Origin of the sequence: Burkholderia sp. AU16482, from assembly GCF_002223285.1 — a bacterium.
Lineage (GTDB): Bacteria > Pseudomonadota > Gammaproteobacteria > Burkholderiales > Burkholderiaceae > Burkholderia > Burkholderia semiarida.
On sequence record NZ_NKEY01000007.1, the window covers coordinates 518,730 to 534,093 of the forward strand.

General features: G+C 70.7%; 12 protein-coding genes and 1 pseudogene. 4 read left to right on the top strand and 9 right to left on the bottom strand.

Annotation, left to right across the window (positions count from 1 at the left end; genetic code table 11):
- Positions 1-148 precede the first annotated feature (148 nt).
- The 4 genes and pseudogenes from leuA (at position 149) to CFB35_RS29320 (ending at position 4,179) form a co-directional block, all read left to right on the top strand.
- On the top strand, positions 149-1,858 hold the full coding sequence (gene leuA / locus CFB35_RS29305) for a 2-isopropylmalate synthase (protein ID WP_059574803.1): 1,710 nt from the start codon (positions 149-151) through the stop codon (positions 1,856-1,858).
- 80 nt (positions 1,859-1,938) lie between these two features.
- Positions 1,939-2,562 (top strand): annotated as a pseudogene (locus tag CFB35_RS29310) (putative Na+/H+ antiporter); the annotation flags it as partial.
- 205 nt (positions 2,563-2,767) lie between these two features.
- Positions 2,768-3,205: a cation:dicarboxylate symporter family transporter gene (locus tag CFB35_RS35730; protein WP_143328770.1), complete on the top strand. Its 438-nt coding sequence runs from the start codon at positions 2,768-2,770 to the stop codon at positions 3,203-3,205.
- Positions 3,178-4,179 carry a cellulase family glycosylhydrolase gene (locus tag CFB35_RS29320; protein WP_059574705.1) on the top strand — a complete coding sequence of 334 codons (1,002 nt, stop codon included), beginning with the start codon at positions 3,178-3,180 and terminating at the stop codon, positions 4,177-4,179. Before CFB35_RS35730 ends, CFB35_RS29320 begins: the two co-directional genes overlap by 28 nt.
- On the opposite strand, the gene CFB35_RS29325 is transcribed toward CFB35_RS29320, so the two are convergent.
- From CFB35_RS29325 to CFB35_RS29365, 9 genes are all read right to left on the bottom strand, one after another.
- Positions 4,162-5,244, bottom strand: a complete 1,083-nt coding sequence (locus CFB35_RS29325; protein ID WP_059574800.1) for a hypothetical protein — start codon at positions 5,242-5,244, stop codon at positions 4,162-4,164. The two genes, CFB35_RS29320 and CFB35_RS29325, sit on opposite strands and share 18 nt — an antisense overlap.
- Positions 5,234-6,517 carry a polysaccharide biosynthesis protein gene (locus CFB35_RS29330; RefSeq protein WP_059574703.1) on the bottom strand — a complete coding sequence of 428 codons (1,284 nt, stop codon included), beginning with the start codon at positions 6,515-6,517 and terminating at the stop codon, positions 5,234-5,236. The genes CFB35_RS29325 and CFB35_RS29330 overlap by 11 nt, the downstream gene beginning before the upstream one ends.
- Complete coding sequence (locus CFB35_RS29335; RefSeq protein ID WP_089465907.1) at positions 6,514-7,677, bottom strand: polysaccharide pyruvyl transferase family protein; 1,164 nt, start codon at positions 7,675-7,677, stop codon at positions 6,514-6,516. Before CFB35_RS29335 ends, CFB35_RS29330 begins: the two co-directional genes overlap by 4 nt.
- The gene (locus tag CFB35_RS29340) at positions 7,674-8,891 is read right to left on the bottom strand and encodes a glycosyltransferase (protein ID WP_059608927.1); all 1,218 of its coding nucleotides are present in this window, start codon (positions 8,889-8,891) and stop codon (positions 7,674-7,676) included. Before CFB35_RS29340 ends, CFB35_RS29335 begins: the two co-directional genes overlap by 4 nt.
- Positions 8,888-11,170, bottom strand: a complete 2,283-nt coding sequence (locus CFB35_RS29345) for a polysaccharide biosynthesis tyrosine autokinase (RefSeq protein ID WP_059608926.1) — start codon at positions 11,168-11,170, stop codon at positions 8,888-8,890. The genes CFB35_RS29340 and CFB35_RS29345 overlap by 4 nt, the downstream gene beginning before the upstream one ends.
- On the bottom strand, positions 11,167-11,673 hold the full coding sequence (locus tag CFB35_RS29350) for a low molecular weight protein-tyrosine-phosphatase (protein ID WP_059574699.1): 507 nt from the start codon (positions 11,671-11,673) through the stop codon (positions 11,167-11,169). The genes CFB35_RS29345 and CFB35_RS29350 overlap by 4 nt, the downstream gene beginning before the upstream one ends.
- Positions 11,670-12,878 (bottom strand): polysaccharide biosynthesis/export family protein, encoded by a 1,209-nt coding sequence (locus CFB35_RS29355; RefSeq protein WP_089465908.1) that lies wholly within the window; start codon positions 12,876-12,878, stop codon positions 11,670-11,672. Before CFB35_RS29355 ends, CFB35_RS29350 begins: the two co-directional genes overlap by 4 nt.
- Before the next feature lie 127 nt (positions 12,879-13,005).
- On the bottom strand, positions 13,006-14,394 hold the full coding sequence (locus CFB35_RS29360; protein WP_059574695.1) for an undecaprenyl-phosphate glucose phosphotransferase: 1,389 nt from the start codon (positions 14,392-14,394) through the stop codon (positions 13,006-13,008).
- A gap of 485 nt (positions 14,395-14,879) precedes the next feature.
- Positions 14,880-15,364: amino acid permease (locus tag CFB35_RS29365; RefSeq protein ID WP_143328771.1), on the bottom strand; the 485-nt coding region annotated here is incomplete at its 5' end.

A 15,364-nucleotide genomic window follows, 5' to 3' on the forward strand; every position in this document is an offset into this window, starting at 1 on the left:
GGCCGTCGTTTGCCGTACCGCTTTGCCGTTGTGCCGCTTTGTTACCGCTTTTCCTGCCGTTTTCACCGCTGCGCGGGCAGCCGGCGCCTGACGCCGATGGCCGCCGCGCCGCGCTTTACCGACGAACAGACCGAGGACCGACATCATGATGCTGAAGAACCCCGCGACGAAATACCGACCGTTCATGCCCGTCAACCTGCCCGACCGCACGTGGCCGTCGCGCACGATCACGCAGGCGCCGATCTGGATGAGCACCGACCTGCGCGACGGCAACCAGGCGCTGTTCGAGCCGATGGACGGCGCGCGCAAGATGCGGATGTTCAAGACGCTGGTGGCGATCGGCTTCAAGGAGATCGAGGTCGCGTTCCCGTCCGCGTCGGAAACCGATTTCAACTTCGTTCGCGAACTGATCGAAGGCGGCCACATTCCCGACGACGTGACGATCGAAGTGCTCACGCAGGCGCGCGACGACCTGATCGAGCGCACCTTCGCATCGCTGCGCGGCGCGAAGCGCGCGATCGTCCACCTGTACAACGCGACCGCGCCGGAATTCCGCAAGATCGTGTTCGGCCTCGACCGCGACGGCGTGAAGCAGCTCGCGGTGAACGCGGCGCGCACGATCAAGCGCTGCGCCGACGCGGCGACCGACACTCAATTCACGCTGCAGTACAGCCCGGAAACGTTTACGGCGACCGAACTCGATTTCGCGAAGGAAGTCTGCGATGCGGTGTTCGACGTATGGCAGCCGACGCCCGAGCGCAAGTCGATCGTGAACCTGCCGGCCACGGTGGAAATCGGCACGCCGAATTACTATGCGGACCAGATCGAATGGATGCACCGGAATCTCGCGCGCCGCGATTCGCTGATCCTGTCCGTGCACCCGCACAACGACCGCGGCACCGCGGTCGCGGCGGCCGAGCTCGCGGTGATGGCGGGCGCCGACCGGATCGAGGGCTGCCTGTTCGGCAACGGCGAACGCACGGGCAACGTCGATCTCGTGACGCTCGCGCTGAACCTGTACACGCAGGGCGTCGATCCGGGTCTCGATTTCTCGCGGATCAACGAAGTCGCGCGCACGGCCGAGGAATGTACGCAGTTGCCGATCCACCCGCGCCATCCGTACGTCGGCGATCTCGTGTTCACCGCGTTCTCCGGTTCGCACCAGGACGCGATCAAGAAGGGCTTCGCGGTACAGCGCGCCGACGCCGTATGGGAAATGCCGTACCTGCCGATCGATCCGAGCGACCTCGGCCGCACGTACGATTCGATCATTCGCGTGAACAGCCAGTCGGGCAAGGGCGGTATCGCGTATCTGCTCGAACAGGGTTACGGCGTTGCGCTGCCGCGCCGCATGCAGGTCGATTTCAGCGCGGCCGTGCAGCGCCTGACCGACGACAGCGGGCACGAGGTGACGAGCGCGCAGATCTGGTCGCTGTTCCAGCAGGAATACGTCGAAAGCGCCACGCCGCTGCGCTATGTCGGCCATGAGCTGACCGAGCGCGACGGCCGCGAGACGATCGTGCTGACCGCGGATGTGCACGGCGAGCGCCGTGTGCTGCGCGGCGAGGGCAACGGCCCGCTCGACGCGCTGATGCATGCGCTGCGCACGCCGCTGCGGATCCAGCATTACGAGGAACGCGCGCTGTCGCAGGGCGCCGATGCGAAGGCGATCGCGATCGCCGAGCTGGCCGGCACGGGCGTGCGCGGCAGCGCGTTCGGCGTCGGCGTCGACGCGAACCTGACGACCGCGTCGATCCGTGCGGTGATCAGCGGCGTGAACCGCGCGTATGCGCGTGCGGATGAGGTTGCGCGGGCAACGTTCTTCGACGCGGAGCGCGCGGTGACGGCCGTGGCGTAACCGCGGCAGGGGCGGACGTGCAGCCGGGCGGGTCGATTTCCGGCGTGCACGAGCGTGTGCCCGGGCTCGTGAATCGGCGCGTGATGCGTGGCGTGATGCGCGGGGCCCTGCCGATGGCGTACGGTGCGCTGGCCGGCGCGCCGGCGGTCGCGTCGGCGGCGCAGGGCGAGCGGGTGCCGGCGGGCGTGACGCTCGTTCACGTCGGTTTTCTGGTCGGCGTCGTGCTCGGCGCGCATCATCCGGCCGTGTTCATCGGTCTGCTGCTGTTCTTTCTCGGCTTCACGGCCGCGTACGAACGCTATCAGTCGCCGCTGATGCTGCGCGAGAGCCTGCTCGTCGCGTTCTTCCTCGGCGGGCTCGTCGTGCTCGGCGGCCTGCAGCAGTGGTGGCTGCAGCCGATCGTCGCATCGATGGACGCGTACGCGCTCTATGCCGGCGCGCTCGGCCTGACCGCCGTGATGGACAACGCGGCGATCACCTATCTCGGCTCGCTGATCGCCGGCATGCCCGACGGCGCGAAATACATGCTGGTGTCGGGCGCCGTCGCGGGCGGCGGCCTGACGGTGATCGCCAACGTGCCGAATCCCGCCGGGCTCGCGATCGTGCGACGCGGCTTCGCGGACGAATCGGTCAGCGTGGCCGGCCTGCTCGCCGCGGCGATCGGGCCGACGCTGGTCGCGACGGGTGCGCTGTTGCTGCTCTGAGCGACGGCGTCGCGTGAAATAGGACCTGGCTGATTCACGTCGTCGGGCCGTTACGCAATAATGAATTCGTCGGCGGCGAGTGGGCCGCCGGTGGGTGATTTGGGTTGGGCCGCCTGTCACGGGCGGCCCCTTTTTCACCGGCACGACGAGTGTGCAGGCGCGAGTGTCCCATGGCGGCCGGTGGGCGCGGCCGCAAGCCGGTTTCATGTCGGCTGCCGTTCGGAAAATCACGCTGCCAGATGCGAGCACCGGGCATTCGCGCGTGCGCGTTCGACGCGTATGGCGGCCGCCGTGCGGCCGTTTCTTCGCGAGAAGGACGCTTGATCAACGACACCATCCGTACCGAGCCGACGCCGCCGCGCCGCAGCCGCTCGGCGGCCTCTTCATTCCGTTGATCCGGATCTGCGTGATTCCGGTCGCGTTCGCGTCGCTCGCGTGCGCGATCATGTCGTTGTCCGATCTCGCCGCGAGGCGGCGGATCGCCTGGAAGCCGATCGCGATCCATGCGGCGCCGACGGCCTTCGCCGCCGGGCTCGCGACGGCCGCCGCGACGCGCCTTTTTTCCGCTTCCGCGTGTTCGTGCATCGGCACGTCGCGCTTCATCGCAGGACATCCATGCATGTCGTCTTTCGCTATCCGTTGATCGCCGCGCTCGCGCTGGCGGCCGGATGCGCGTGCGCCGGCGCGCGCGCGCATTGGCCGGCGCCGTCGCGCGACGGTGCGCCGCTCGTGGGCGTGCAGGTCAAACTGCCGTCGTTCAGCGCGGACGACGCCCGGCGCATCCGCGTCACCGGCTTCGATTTCGTGCGGATCGGCGTCTGGACCGACCGGCTGGATCGGCCCGCGTATCGCCGCGCAGTCGATGCCGCGATCGCGGCGGCGCACGACGCGCAATTGCCGGTGCTGCTGACCATCCGCACGCTCGAACCGCTCGCGCCGCGCGATGTGCCGGCCGAACGGCGCATGGCTGCGCTCGCCGAAGCGGGCGCGACGCTGGCGGACACGGTGACGCGGCTTGCCGACCGATACCGCGCGCAACTGCTGGCCATCGAGCTGTGGAACGAGCCCGACCTCGACAAATACTGGCCCACCGGCGAGGTCGATTCGACGTTCGCGCCGTTCATGCGGGCCGTCTGCGTGCGTTTGCGCGAGCGCCGCCCACATGTGCCGGTGATCGGCTTCGCATTCTCGCGCGCGCCGTTCGCCGGCTCGGTGCCGGATCGGCTGCTGAAGCCGCTCGTGCCGTCGCTGGCCGGATGCGTCGACGCGATTTCGTACCACGCGTACGGCATGGCGCCGGCGCGGATTCGCGCGGCCGCGCGCGACGTGCAGGCGCGCTATGGGCTGCCGGTTGCGATCACCGAGGACGGCGCGACGTCGGTCGGCCCCGCCGGCGACGCGCGCCAGGCGAAACGCCTGACGACTGTGCTCGCCGCGTCGAATGAATCGATGACGCCGCTGATCTCGATCTACGAATGGGCCGACACGCCGAACGGGCCGGATGCCGCGCAGCGGAACTACGGCCTCGTCCGCGCGGACGGGACGCCCAAGCCGGCGCTCGACGCGGTGGCGCGGGCGCTGCGCGATCGCCGGGGCCCGCTACGCGGGCCCGACTGACGCGGCCGGCGGCGCGGCCGGGGCCGCCGCACGAGCGGTGCGCAACGGCCACAGCACGGCGGCGAACAGCGCGACGCTCGACAGATGCCGTGTGTAGCTGCCCAGATCGGGTTCGAACAGCATCGACACCGCGACGTGCGCGAGTACCAGACACGCGAGCGTGTCGCCGCCGCGCAGCGACGCGGCGCGCGTGTCGGCCGGCGGCGCGACGCGCGGCCACGCGGATGCGAGCACGAGCGCGATGAAGCCCTGCATCGCGATGCCCTTCACGTCGAACGAGAACAGGATCGGCAGGTTGAGCCGCGCGACCGAGTACGCGTAGTTGCCGGCGAAATGCAGGAACGAATCGGGCGGATACGGATTGTAGAAGCTCGTCCGCGCGCCGAACGGCGATTCGTACACCAGGTAGTCGACCGCCACGTCGCGCGGGTGCTGAAGCAGCGTGTAGACCGAATCGGGCAGCGCGACGAATGCCGCGCCGGCCAGCAGCAGCGCGACGATCTTCAGCGGCAACGGCGCGCGGCGGAACGCCCACGCGCTGCCCGCGCACAGCACGATCAGCGCGAAATAGCTGCGGATGAGCGCCGCGTAGCCGGCATACAGCACGACGGCGATAGCCAGCGTGCGCACCGTGCCGAACCGGCGCGCGGCGAGCGCGACCAGCACCGCGATCAGCACGACGAGCGTGTCCTTGCTGGCGACGAACAGGTTGAAGAACAGGCAGGGTGCGATCAGCACGAGGTTGGCGAACAGCGAGCCGGCGCGACGCGTTTGCCGCAGCGCGAGCCAGATGAACAGCACGCCGAGCGCGGCGACGAACACGCTGGTGCCCGCGCCGCCGAGCGCGCGATAGAAGCGGCCGACCGCATCGAACGACGTGCCGTCGTAGGTTGCGCCGCCGCTGATCTGCGTATCGATCTTGTCGGCATCGCGGAAGATGAACTCGGGCAGCAGCGCCCGTGCGTTCGCATAGACCGCGAGATACAGCAGCGCGACGCACGCGGCGATCGCATCGACGAGCCGACGGCTCAGCAGCGGCCCGCTTGCCATCAGCTTACGAAGCATCGGCGGCTCCCGGTAACGCGCCGGCCGTGCGGGCACGGCGCGACGCGACGATGCACGCGAGCGCGGCCGTCATCGCGACGCTCGCGGCGAGATGGGCGTACGCCGCGCCGAGCGCGCCGAGGCCGCGAACCAGCGCGATCGACACCGGCAGGCAGGCGAGCGTCAGCGCCACCATCGCGAGCGCGACCGGCCGGCCCGCGCGCAGCGCGACGGCCGCCGCCCACAGCACGTCGGCGAGCGCGCGCAGCACGAACGACGTCGACAGGATCGCGAGGCCGGCCGTCTGCAGTGTCCCGGCGCGCTGGTGCGCGAGCTGGAAAACCGGCCCGTGCAGCGCGGCGATCGCGACGGCGGCGGCGGCCGTCAACGCGAACGATGCGCCGATCGAGCGGGCGAGTTCGCGTCGGAACGCGGCGCGCGCCGCGCCGAGCGCGCTCACGAAGCGCGGCGCGGCGACCACGACGACGGTCGCCGCCGCGACGGTCTGGATCGCATTCGCGATCGACCAGACGAACACGTACCGGCCCAGTTCGGCGGCCGGCAACGCGCCGGCCGCGACGAAGCGCTCCAGATATTGCAGGACCGACATCAGCAGCAATGCGACGAAGAACGGCAGTCCGTCGCGCCACACGGCCGCCAGGCTGCCCGCGGGCGGGCGGGCCGCGGTGCGCGACGCGGGCTGGGCGCGCGCGATGCGCGAGATGACCGCCCAGCCGATGGCGACCACCGCGACATCGGCCGTCAGCCACAGCACGAACAGCGCGTCGACCGACCCGATCGCACCGGCCGCGAGCGCCGCGATCGCGACGCCGGCCCACGCGCCGGTCCGCACGAACAGCAGCCACGACGCGACGCGGGCGCGATGCAGCGAAAACAGATAGGTATTGATTTCGAGCGCCGCGTGTTCGGCGCATGCGATGAATGCAACGAGCACGAGCGGCAGGTCGGGCAGCGCCGCGACGTGCAGCACGCGAGCCGCCCAGCCGGGCACCGCGAGCGGTGCGCAGAGCGCCGCATATACGACGCCGTAGCGCGCGAACACGCGCGTCGCGGTGCGGATCGCATTCGCCGGCGCATCGCCTGAAAGCCGCCGGTTCAGCTCGGTGCTGAAGCCGAGCCCGAGCACTTTCGACGCGACGACCGACACGGCGACGGCGAAGCCGTAGGCGGCGACGGCATCGAAGCCGAGCGTGCGCGCGACCGCGAGCGTCAACGCGAACTTCATCGCGAGCGCGGCGATGCGCAGCGCGAGCCGGGAGCCGAGCGCCGTCATCGCGCGGCCGGCCGGGACACGGCGTTACGCAGCGACGCGACGAGGGCGTCGCGCGCCGACTGCAGGCGCGTCAGTCCGCCGTGCGTCGCGTCGCGAAAGCGCGCGAGCGCGCCGGGGGCGAGCAGCGTTCGCGCGACGGCCGCCGCGTCGAAGTCCGCCGCGTTCGCGACCCAGTCGGCCACGCCGAGATCGGCGTATGCGCCGAAACCCTTGCGTTCGTAGCTCAGGTGGTATGCCGGCACGCCGTGCAGGATCGATTCGAGCGCGCCGTGCAGGCGCACCGATACGACGGCGTCGGGCGTGTCGTGCGCGAGGACATGCTTGAGTGAACTCGGCGCGTCGATGCCGAGCGTGCGGTAGTACGCGCTGTCGTCGTTGCCGCGGCCGGTGCTCTGAACCGCGAACGTCAACCGGCACGCGGGACGCAGCAGCGCGATCAGCGCGACGGTCGACGCGTGATAGCGTGCGCGCTGCGCGTCGTTCCACGCGGGCGGCTTGCGCAGCACGATCGCGATGTGCGCGGGCCGTGTGTCCGCGGCCGGGCGACGCGGGGCGACGCCGGCGTGGCGGCGCGCGAACTCGAGTACCGCCAGGTCCGGCGCGCGGCGCGTGTTCGCGTTGCCGGCGAGGAAGGCGACCGACCGGTCGTCGCGCACGAACACGTCGTCGAACGATCCGAGCATCGTCCGCAGATGCGCGGCGAGCCACGGCCGGTTCGCCGCGGGCCCGATGCTTTGCGGCAGGTAGACGGTCGGCTTGCGCGCGGCGCGCGCGAGCCGCATCTGCAGCAGGTGGCCGGCTTCGAGCTTCAGCGCTTCGATCGCGGTGCGCGCGCGCAGGTAGCCGCCGCCCACGCCGACGATCAGGTCGACGCCGTCCAGCAGGTGGCCGAGCGCGCCGAGCGAAGGATTGAGCGCGACCGGCAGCGGCGCCGCGCCTGCCTGCACGACGCGGGCCGCGCCGCGCGCCGCGAGCACCGGAGCCGGATGAACGTCGGGCAGATGCGCAAACGATGCCGGATCGGCGGCGACCACGGTGACCCGCACGTGCGGGCCGAACGCGTCACGCAGCAGGCCGATCGACAGGTCGACGAGCAGGCCGTCGCCGGAATTGCGCGTGCTGTATGCGTGCAGCAGCGCGACATGAACGGGGGCGCTCATCGGGGGGCCTCCTCGAGGCGTTCGCGGTAGACGGCGAGCGTGCGCTCGACCATCGTGTCCGCCGAGTAATGACGGGCGGCGAGCGCGCACTGCTCGCGCATGCTCGCGAGCCGTGCCGGAGAGCCGGCGAGATGCGCGAGCGCGGCGGCGAATTCGCGCGGGTCGTCGTCGTTGGCGACGCTCAGGCCGACCTGGTGGCCGTCGACGAGTTCGGCCGCGCCCGCGACGCGGGTCGCGACGATCGGCACCTGCGCGGCGACGGCCTCGATGCATACGTACGGGAACCCTTCGTAGCGGCTCGGCAGCGCGAACACGTCGAACGCGGAGAAGTAGCGCCGCGCGTTGTCGATACGCCCCGCGACGCGCAGGTTCAGCGGCAGGTCGTCCGCTTCGGCCCCCGCGGCGCGGTTGAAGTCGCCGGAGCCGATCGCGACGATGTGCAGCCGGCCGTCGTCGCGCGCGGCGAGCGTGCGCGCGATGCGCACCAGCCGGTCGACGCCCTTCTGCGCATCGAAGCGGCCGACGAAGCCGATGACGAACGCGTCGTCCGGCACGCCGAGCGCGGCGCGCGCGGCTTCGCGCGGCAGCAGCGCGGGCGGCGTCACGCCGTTCGGGATCGTGCGGATCCGGTCGCGCGCGATGCCGAGGGCGTGCAGGTGGTCGGCTTCGTCGCCGGAGACGGCGATCACCGCGTCGGAGCGGCGATTGCCGAGCCAGCGCTCGATGCCGCCGTAGACGCGGCGCTTCACGGCCGACAGCGTCGGGTTCAGCGTATACACGGCGTGCGGCGTGTAGATCTGTTTCCACGGCCCGCCGCACAGGCGCGCGAGCGCGCCGGCTTTGGAACTGTGGCTGTGGACCACATCCGGCCCGATCTCGTGCAGCAGCCGGGCGAGCGCGCGTGCAGCGCCGACGTCGTGCAGGCCGACCGAACGGCGGAACGGCAGCCGATGAAACGACGCGCAACGCAGGGGCGTGTCGGCGAGGATGGCTTCGTCGAAACGCGCGCCGCGCGGCGCGATCAGATGGATCTCGACGTTCGCGCGCGCGTGGAGGCCGGCAATCAGGTCGACGAGATGCACGGCGACGCCGCCGCCGGCCGCCTCGACCACCATCGCGATGCGCAACGGCGGCCCGGCGCGCTCGGGTGCGCGCGTGGGCGCATGGGCGGCCCCGTGTCGGGAGGCGGGCGTGGCCAGATCGGCGACCGTCATGCCGCTCTCCCGGTCAGGCGGCGCAGCGCCGCGCGCCAGCCGCGCGCGGACGCGTCCTCGGGCTCGTTCGCATAGCGGTATTCGGTGTAGCGGTAGCCGCCGTATTTCGTGCCGTACGCGCAGCGCCCGCCGCGCGCGTCGATGCCGTTCAGCACGACGCGGGGCGCCGCGCCGCCGTGGCCCGCGACGCGCTTCGCGGCTTCGGCGAGTTCGCCGGCCTTCGTCTTGCCCGCGCGCGCGACCAGCAGGATCGCGCTGGCGTGCTTGCCGAGCCAGCTTGCGTCGGCGGCGGCAAGCACCGGCGGCGCGTCGATCACGACCATGTCGTACTGCGCGCGCCATTGCCCGATCAGCGCGCCGACGCTCTCGCGCTGCAGCAGCGCGGCCGGCGCGTGCGGCAACGCGCCCGTCGCGATGAAGTCCAGATTCGGCTCGACCGCGCGATGCACGATGCCGTCGTGCGCCGCACGTGCCGCGAGCGCATCGGCAAGGCCGTTGTCGCGCGCGACACCGAAATACTGATGCAGGCGCCCCTTGCGCAGATCGCCGTCGATCAGCAGCACCCGCTTGCCGTCGGCCGCCTGCACCGCCGCGAAATTCGCCGCGACGAACGACTTGCCGGCGCCCGGCGCCGGCCCCGTGATCAGCACGACCGGGCGCGCGTCCTGTGCAAGCGAGAAATGCAGCGCGGTCTGCAGGCTGCGCAGGCTTTCGATCGCCGGCTCGTACGGCTCGGCGAGCGCGAGCAGGTGCGGGCCGGCGTCCTGACGCTCGATCGCGCGCATCATCGCGCGCTGGCCGGCGGCGGACGGCACGACCGCCAGCACCGGCAGCCCGGCGTGGCGCTCGATCTCGTCGACGCTGCGCAGGCCGCCATAGAGGAAGTCGCGGGCGAACGCGATCAGCATCCCGAGCGCGAGCCCGACGAGCGCGCCCACGCCGATCGCGACCGGACGGTTCGGCCGCACGGGATCGTCCGGCGCGACGGCCGTATCGACGACGCGCACGTTGCCGGTCTTGCCGGCCTTGACCAGTTCGAGCTGCTGGATGTTGTTCAGCAGCGCCGTGTAGAGATCGGTGCCGACCTTCACGTCGAGTTGCGCGCGCACTTCGTCGCGCTGCCGCTGCGGCAGCCGCGCGAGATCCGTGTCGAGCGCGGCCTGCCGATGCCGCAGCGTCGCGAGCTGCGCATCGAGCGCGGCCATGTCGGGATGCGACGGCAGGAACCGCCGCGACAGCTCGTCGCGTTTCTGCTGCAGTTCGAGCACGCGGGTCTGCAGGTCCGCGCCCTGCTGCAGCGCGAGCTTGCCTTCCTCGGCGAGGTCGATCGAATGCCCGCTGCTGCGCAGCGTCGCATAGCGTTGCTCGGCCTCTTCGAGCTGCCGCTTGACGGTCGGTAACTGGTCCCGGAGGAACGCCAGCGAGTGCGCGGCCTCCGCGGAGCGGCGCTCGACGTTCTGTTCGACGTAGCGTTGCGCGAGCGCGTTGAGCGTTGCGCCCAGCGCAGCCGGATCGTCGCCGCGCAGCGTCGCGACGAGCACGCCCGACTGCTTGATCTTTTCCTGCACGTCGAGCGCGGTGCGCAGCGCGTCGATCGTGTCGGCGCGGCCGTTGCGGATCAGGCGAAAGCGCGTGCCGGGCAGTGCGTCGAAGCCGGCGACCTCGATCGACAGCGGGCCATGGCGCGTGGCAAAGGTTTCCGCGCGGCCGATGTGGCCGATCGCGTCGTCGGGCAGATCCCGGCCGGACAGCCGGTAGCGCCGCGCATCGATGCGCGTGAGGCTGAACGTGTCGCCTTGCGCGCGCCTCGGCACGTCGAAGCGCGTGACGTTCGCGCGTTCCTGGCCCCATGCATAGCCGCCGATGCCGAGCAGGCCCGGCTGCACGACGCCGTCGTTCAGGCGCGACACGAAATCGCCGATCAGCGGAAAGCGCTTCGGTTTCGCGACGATGTAGCTGCGCAGATCGTCCACGGCGCGCGTCACCACGAGCCGGGACGACAGAATCTGCGCTTCGGCCGAGGCCGGCGCGTTGACGTTGAAGAACGACGCGGCGTCGCCGAGCAGGTTCTTCGCCGCGCTGTCGCCGCCGTCGTCGGTCTGGATCATCAGGTCGGCCTGATAGGTCGGCGGCGCGAGGAAGGCGTACAGCGCGCCGACGCCGAGCCCGGCGGCGGTCAGGGCGGCGATGGTCCAGCGTGCGCCGCCGAGCACGTCGAGCGCGTGAACGAGATCGAACTCGCTTTCGGCAGCGGGTTCGCGGGAAGGCGATGCGGTCATGATGAGGTCGACGGGGAAAGGGCGGCCGGCCGGTCGGGCCAGCGCGCGAGGATGAGCGGGCGCCAGCCGTCGACGGCGGCGGCGATCAGCGATGCGCAGCGCACGAAGTCGGCGCGCGTGCCGCGATAGGGATCGGGAACGTCGAAGCCGGCGCGCGTGCCGCCGGGCGCGATCGCGTGCTCGCCGAGGCGAAACACGCGGCCGCGCGTGAACAGGTGGCGCGCTTCGACATCGCGCTGCTGCGCGCGGTCCATCACGAGGATCAGGTCCGCGTACCGGCACAGGTCGGCCGTGACGGGGCCGGCCACGTGCGCGTCGAGATCGAGACCGAGCTCGCGCGCGACGGCGCGGGCGAGCGGATCGGCCGGATCGCCGGTGCGCGGCGCGAGGCCGGCGGAGCGGACCGTCGCGTGCGGCAGCCGTGCCGCCAGCAGCGCGGCGGCGATCGGGCTGCGGCACAGATTGCCTTCGCACACGACGAGCAGGGACGGGCGCGCGCTCATTTGGTTGCCAGCGCGGCGGCGGCGCCCGTGTTGACGCTCGGCAACAGCAGCGCGAGCACGCGGCTGAAGCGCACGAGGCCGTTGCCGTCGACGTAGACGGTGTCGTTCGGTTCCAGCTCGAATTCGTTCGCGAGCACCATCGCGACCGGCGAGCGCGCATCGAGATGGAATACGGTCGGCGTGCCGCGCGCATCGCCGCGGATCACGAACATTTGCGCGGCATCCGCCGTGTTCGAGTTGATGCTGCCGGCCTGCAGCAGCGCGTCGCCGAGCGTGAGGCGGCCGTTGCGCTTCGGGAGCGCGCGCAGCGGGCGGTTGACTTCGCCCATCACGTATACGCCGTTGTCGTCGCGCGCGGCGATCTTCAGCAGATCGCCGCCGCGCAGCACGATGTCGGCCGGATTGCGATGCTCGCGAATCATCTTCGCGACGTCGATGCGCACCGGCACACCGTCGCGAACGAGCGTCACGTCGCTCTGGTCGGCCGCCGGCGTGAAGCCGCCGGCGCGGGCGAGCGCGTCGGCGAGCGTCATCGGCACGTCGTTGACCGCCTGCGCGCCCGGCGCATGCACTTCGCCGTCGATATAGACCTGCTGAGAACGGTACGACGCGACGCGCAGCGTCACCTGCGGGTCGCGATAGACGCGCGCGAGCGCCTGCGTGACGCGCGCCTGGGCATCGGCGGCGCTCAGGCCCGCGACTTTCAGCTTGCCGGCATACGGAAACGTCAGATTGCCGCGATCGTCGACGACGAACCCGGCAACCGGATCGGCCGCGCGCGGCGGCGTCTGCGGCGAGCCGGGCTGGGCGGCGGCCAGCTCCGGATGGTCCCAGACGGTGATCTGCAACACGTCGCCGGGGCCGATCCGATAGCGCGAAGCGGCGGGGGCGTCGAGCGCCGACAGCGCGGCCGTCGCGGCCGCCTTCTCGGCGCGCTGGCGCTGGATCAACTTCGGGTCGATCTGCACGATGGGCACGGGCAGGCGCGCAGGCGGCGCGTCCGCGCGTGCGATGCCCGGCGCCGCATCGGGCGCGCGCGTCGCGCGCAGTTCCTGGACGAACGCGTGATCGCCCATTCTCATGCCGGGCGCGAGCGCGCACGCGGACAGCGCGAGGCCGGCCAGCACCGCGAGCGACGCCGTGCGTATCGCGTGTACCGCACGCCGGCGTGCGCCGGCCGCGGTCGAAACGTTCGAGGTCTTCATCTGACATTCCTTGATGGCGGCGCCGGGGTGCGGCGGCCGCGCGCGCTCGGCCCGGGGTAGCCGGGCGCGAGCGGGGTTCGGGTGAGTGCGCGCCGCGTTCGCTGGTCACGCGAACGCGGCCGGCCGCTCAGTAGGCGTTGGGATGCACGATCCCTTTCAGCACGGTCGCGCCGATGATTCGCAGATCGAGCGCGAACGACCAGTTGCGCAGGTAGTACAGGTCATGCTCGATGCGCGACTGCATGCTTTCGACGCGTTCGGTCGCGCCGCGCAGCCCGTTGACCTGCGCCCATCCGGTGATGCCGGGCTTGATCCGGTAGCGATGGATGTAGCCGTCGACGATCGTGCGGTACTGCGCGTCGTGCTCGACCGCGTGCGGGCGCGGGCCGACCACCGACATGTCGCCGAGCAGCACGTTGATGAACTGCGGCAGCTCGTCGAGGCTCGTGCGTCGCAACAGCGCGCCGACGGCCGTGACGCGCGGATCGTTGCGCATCGCCTGCACGACCGTGCCGTCCCGCTCGACGTGCAGCTTCATCGTGCGGAACTTGTAGATGGCGAAGGTTTCGCCGTCGGCGCCGCGCCGCTTCTGCGTAAAGAACACGGGCCCCGGCGACGACAGCTTCACCGCGACGCCGATGACGAGCAGCAACGGCATCAGCGCGATCAGCGCGACCGCGGCGAAGGTACGATCGAACGCCGCCTTCAGCATCCGCGCACGCGGTGTCAGCGGCGACACGGCGAGCGAGATGGCCGGCTGGCCGAGCACTTCGTCGGCCTGACTGCCGAACGGCGCGAGCTGGCTCACGTCGGGCAGCAGCCGCAGATCGACGAAGTCGTGACGGAATTCCTCGATCACGTCGACGATCGCGCGCTCTTCGCTCAGCGGCAACGCGATCCAGACCTCGCTCGCGCGAAGCTGCCGCGCGTGTCTCGCAAACGTCGCGAGGTCGCGGTGTACCGGAAGCTCGCCGGCGCTCGTCCCGGCGTCCGGCGAAACCCGATAGATCGCGACGAACCGGTACGGCGAAGCCATGCGCTCCACCGCGGACGTCAGTTGCGCGATGCGCTCGTCGGTCCCCGCGAGCGCGATCGCGCGATAACGCTTGGGCGCGCGCACGCGGCGGCACCGCCATACGAACAGCGCGATGCGAAACGCGATCAGCGACACCGCGACGCCCAGCGTCCAGCGAACGAACCACGCGAACGACGCGACATTGACCGCGGCCATCGCGATCATCATGACGAACACGCTGCCCTGGGCGATCAGCCATAGCGCGAGCGCGCGAAGCAGATAACGCGCGATGCGCACGCCGTTGTCGCTCAGGTCGCGGTCGATCAGGCCCAGCAGGAAGGTCGCGCACAGCACGCTCGTCGCGACGAGCACGGTTTCCGTTCGCAGCGCCGCGAGCGACATGGTCGTTTCGTCCAGCATCACGACCGCGATCGTGACGATCATCGCGATGTCGGCGACGAGCACGGCGAGCGCGCGGTTTCTGAGCAGTTTTTTCAGCATTTCACGTCGCCTCACGACATGCCGGCTTTGCCCATGCGGCCCGCATGGAGATACGCGTGTGGAGGCGCCTCGGGTGGTTCACGTCAAGTTATTCGAGATCGGACGAATGATTCGCGGTCCGAATCGGATTCGTTCGATTCATTCTATTGACGTGGAATGCGCGGGACCATCAGGCAACGGGAAGATCGGCAGCGCTTGCCGGTCGGACTGGTCCTGTTCTGTGCGGCCGGTTCGCCATGTCGTGCCGTCGCGATGAAACAGCATCGTGCGGAGATCGGTATCGTCCGCGCGTGTGGACCCGGGGGCGGGCGCTCGATGCTCGCATCTGGCAGCGTTTTGGAGCATGCAGCACGATCAGCATGTGAATCGTGACGTGGCCGCGCCCACCGGCCACCATCGAACGCCCGCTCCCGGGTCTTGTCCCGGCGAAGGTCGGCCCGGCAGGCCGCGCGTATCGCCGCCGGCCGGAAGCCGGCAGCGAATGCTCAACGGCCCCACGCGAAGTAATGGGAACCGGCGACCGCCAGCACCGCGCCGATCAGCGCCGCGTACGGCGCGAGATTCAGCCACATGCTGCGCGTCGGCACCTTGAGCTCCATGTCGCGCTGCATTTGCGCGGGGAAGCGGCCGCGGTCCTGCCAGTAGTGGCGATACAGGAACACCGGCACGATCAGCAACATCGCGATCAGCCCGTTGCGCAGCGTGCCCTCGCCTTGCAGATCGGCGCCCGCGCCCGCATAAACGAGGTTCGCGTAGCCGCAGATCGAGCCCGCGACGAGCAGCCACGTCGGGCAGCGGAACGGCCGATCCCAGTTGCCGCGATCCATCCGGTGTATCCAGCCAGACTGAAGATTCAGGAATACGAACAGCATGTAGCAGACGTTCGAGATCGACAGCACCGTCATGTAGTCCGACATCATCAGCAACACGAGGTTGAAGCCGAGGTCGGTCCACATCGCGCGCGTGGGCG

What these genes read in the sequence shown, in the direction of transcription:
- CFB35_RS29355 (WP_089465908.1), bottom strand. Translation starts at nt 12,878, where the DNA reads ATGAAGACCTCGAACGTTTCGACCGCGGCCGGCGCACGCCGGCGTGCG.
- CFB35_RS29340 (WP_059608927.1), bottom strand. Translation starts at nt 8,891, where the DNA reads ATGACGGTCGCCGATCTGGCCACGCCCGCCTCCCGACACGGGGCCGCC.
- CFB35_RS29325 (WP_059574800.1), bottom strand. Translation starts at nt 5,244, where the DNA reads ATGCTTCGTAAGCTGATGGCAAGCGGGCCGCTGCTGAGCCGTCGGCTC.
- CFB35_RS35730 (WP_143328770.1), top strand. Translation starts at nt 2,768, where the DNA reads ATGTCGGCTGCCGTTCGGAAAATCACGCTGCCAGATGCGAGCACCGGG.
- leuA (WP_059574803.1), top strand. Translation starts at nt 149, where the DNA reads ATGCTGAAGAACCCCGCGACGAAATACCGACCGTTCATGCCCGTCAAC.
- CFB35_RS29320 (WP_059574705.1), top strand. Translation starts at nt 3,178, where the DNA reads ATGCATGTCGTCTTTCGCTATCCGTTGATCGCCGCGCTCGCGCTGGCG.
- CFB35_RS29330 (WP_059574703.1), bottom strand. Translation starts at nt 6,517, where the DNA reads ATGACGGCGCTCGGCTCCCGGCTCGCGCTGCGCATCGCCGCGCTCGCG.
- CFB35_RS29335 (WP_089465907.1), bottom strand. Translation starts at nt 7,677, where the DNA reads ATGAGCGCCCCCGTTCATGTCGCGCTGCTGCACGCATACAGCACGCGC.
- CFB35_RS29360 (WP_059574695.1), bottom strand. Translation starts at nt 14,394, where the DNA reads ATGCTGAAAAAACTGCTCAGAAACCGCGCGCTCGCCGTGCTCGTCGCC.
- CFB35_RS29350 (WP_059574699.1), bottom strand. Translation starts at nt 11,673, where the DNA reads ATGAGCGCGCGCCCGTCCCTGCTCGTCGTGTGCGAAGGCAATCTGTGC.
- CFB35_RS29345 (WP_059608926.1), bottom strand. Translation starts at nt 11,170, where the DNA reads ATGACCGCATCGCCTTCCCGCGAACCCGCTGCCGAAAGCGAGTTCGAT.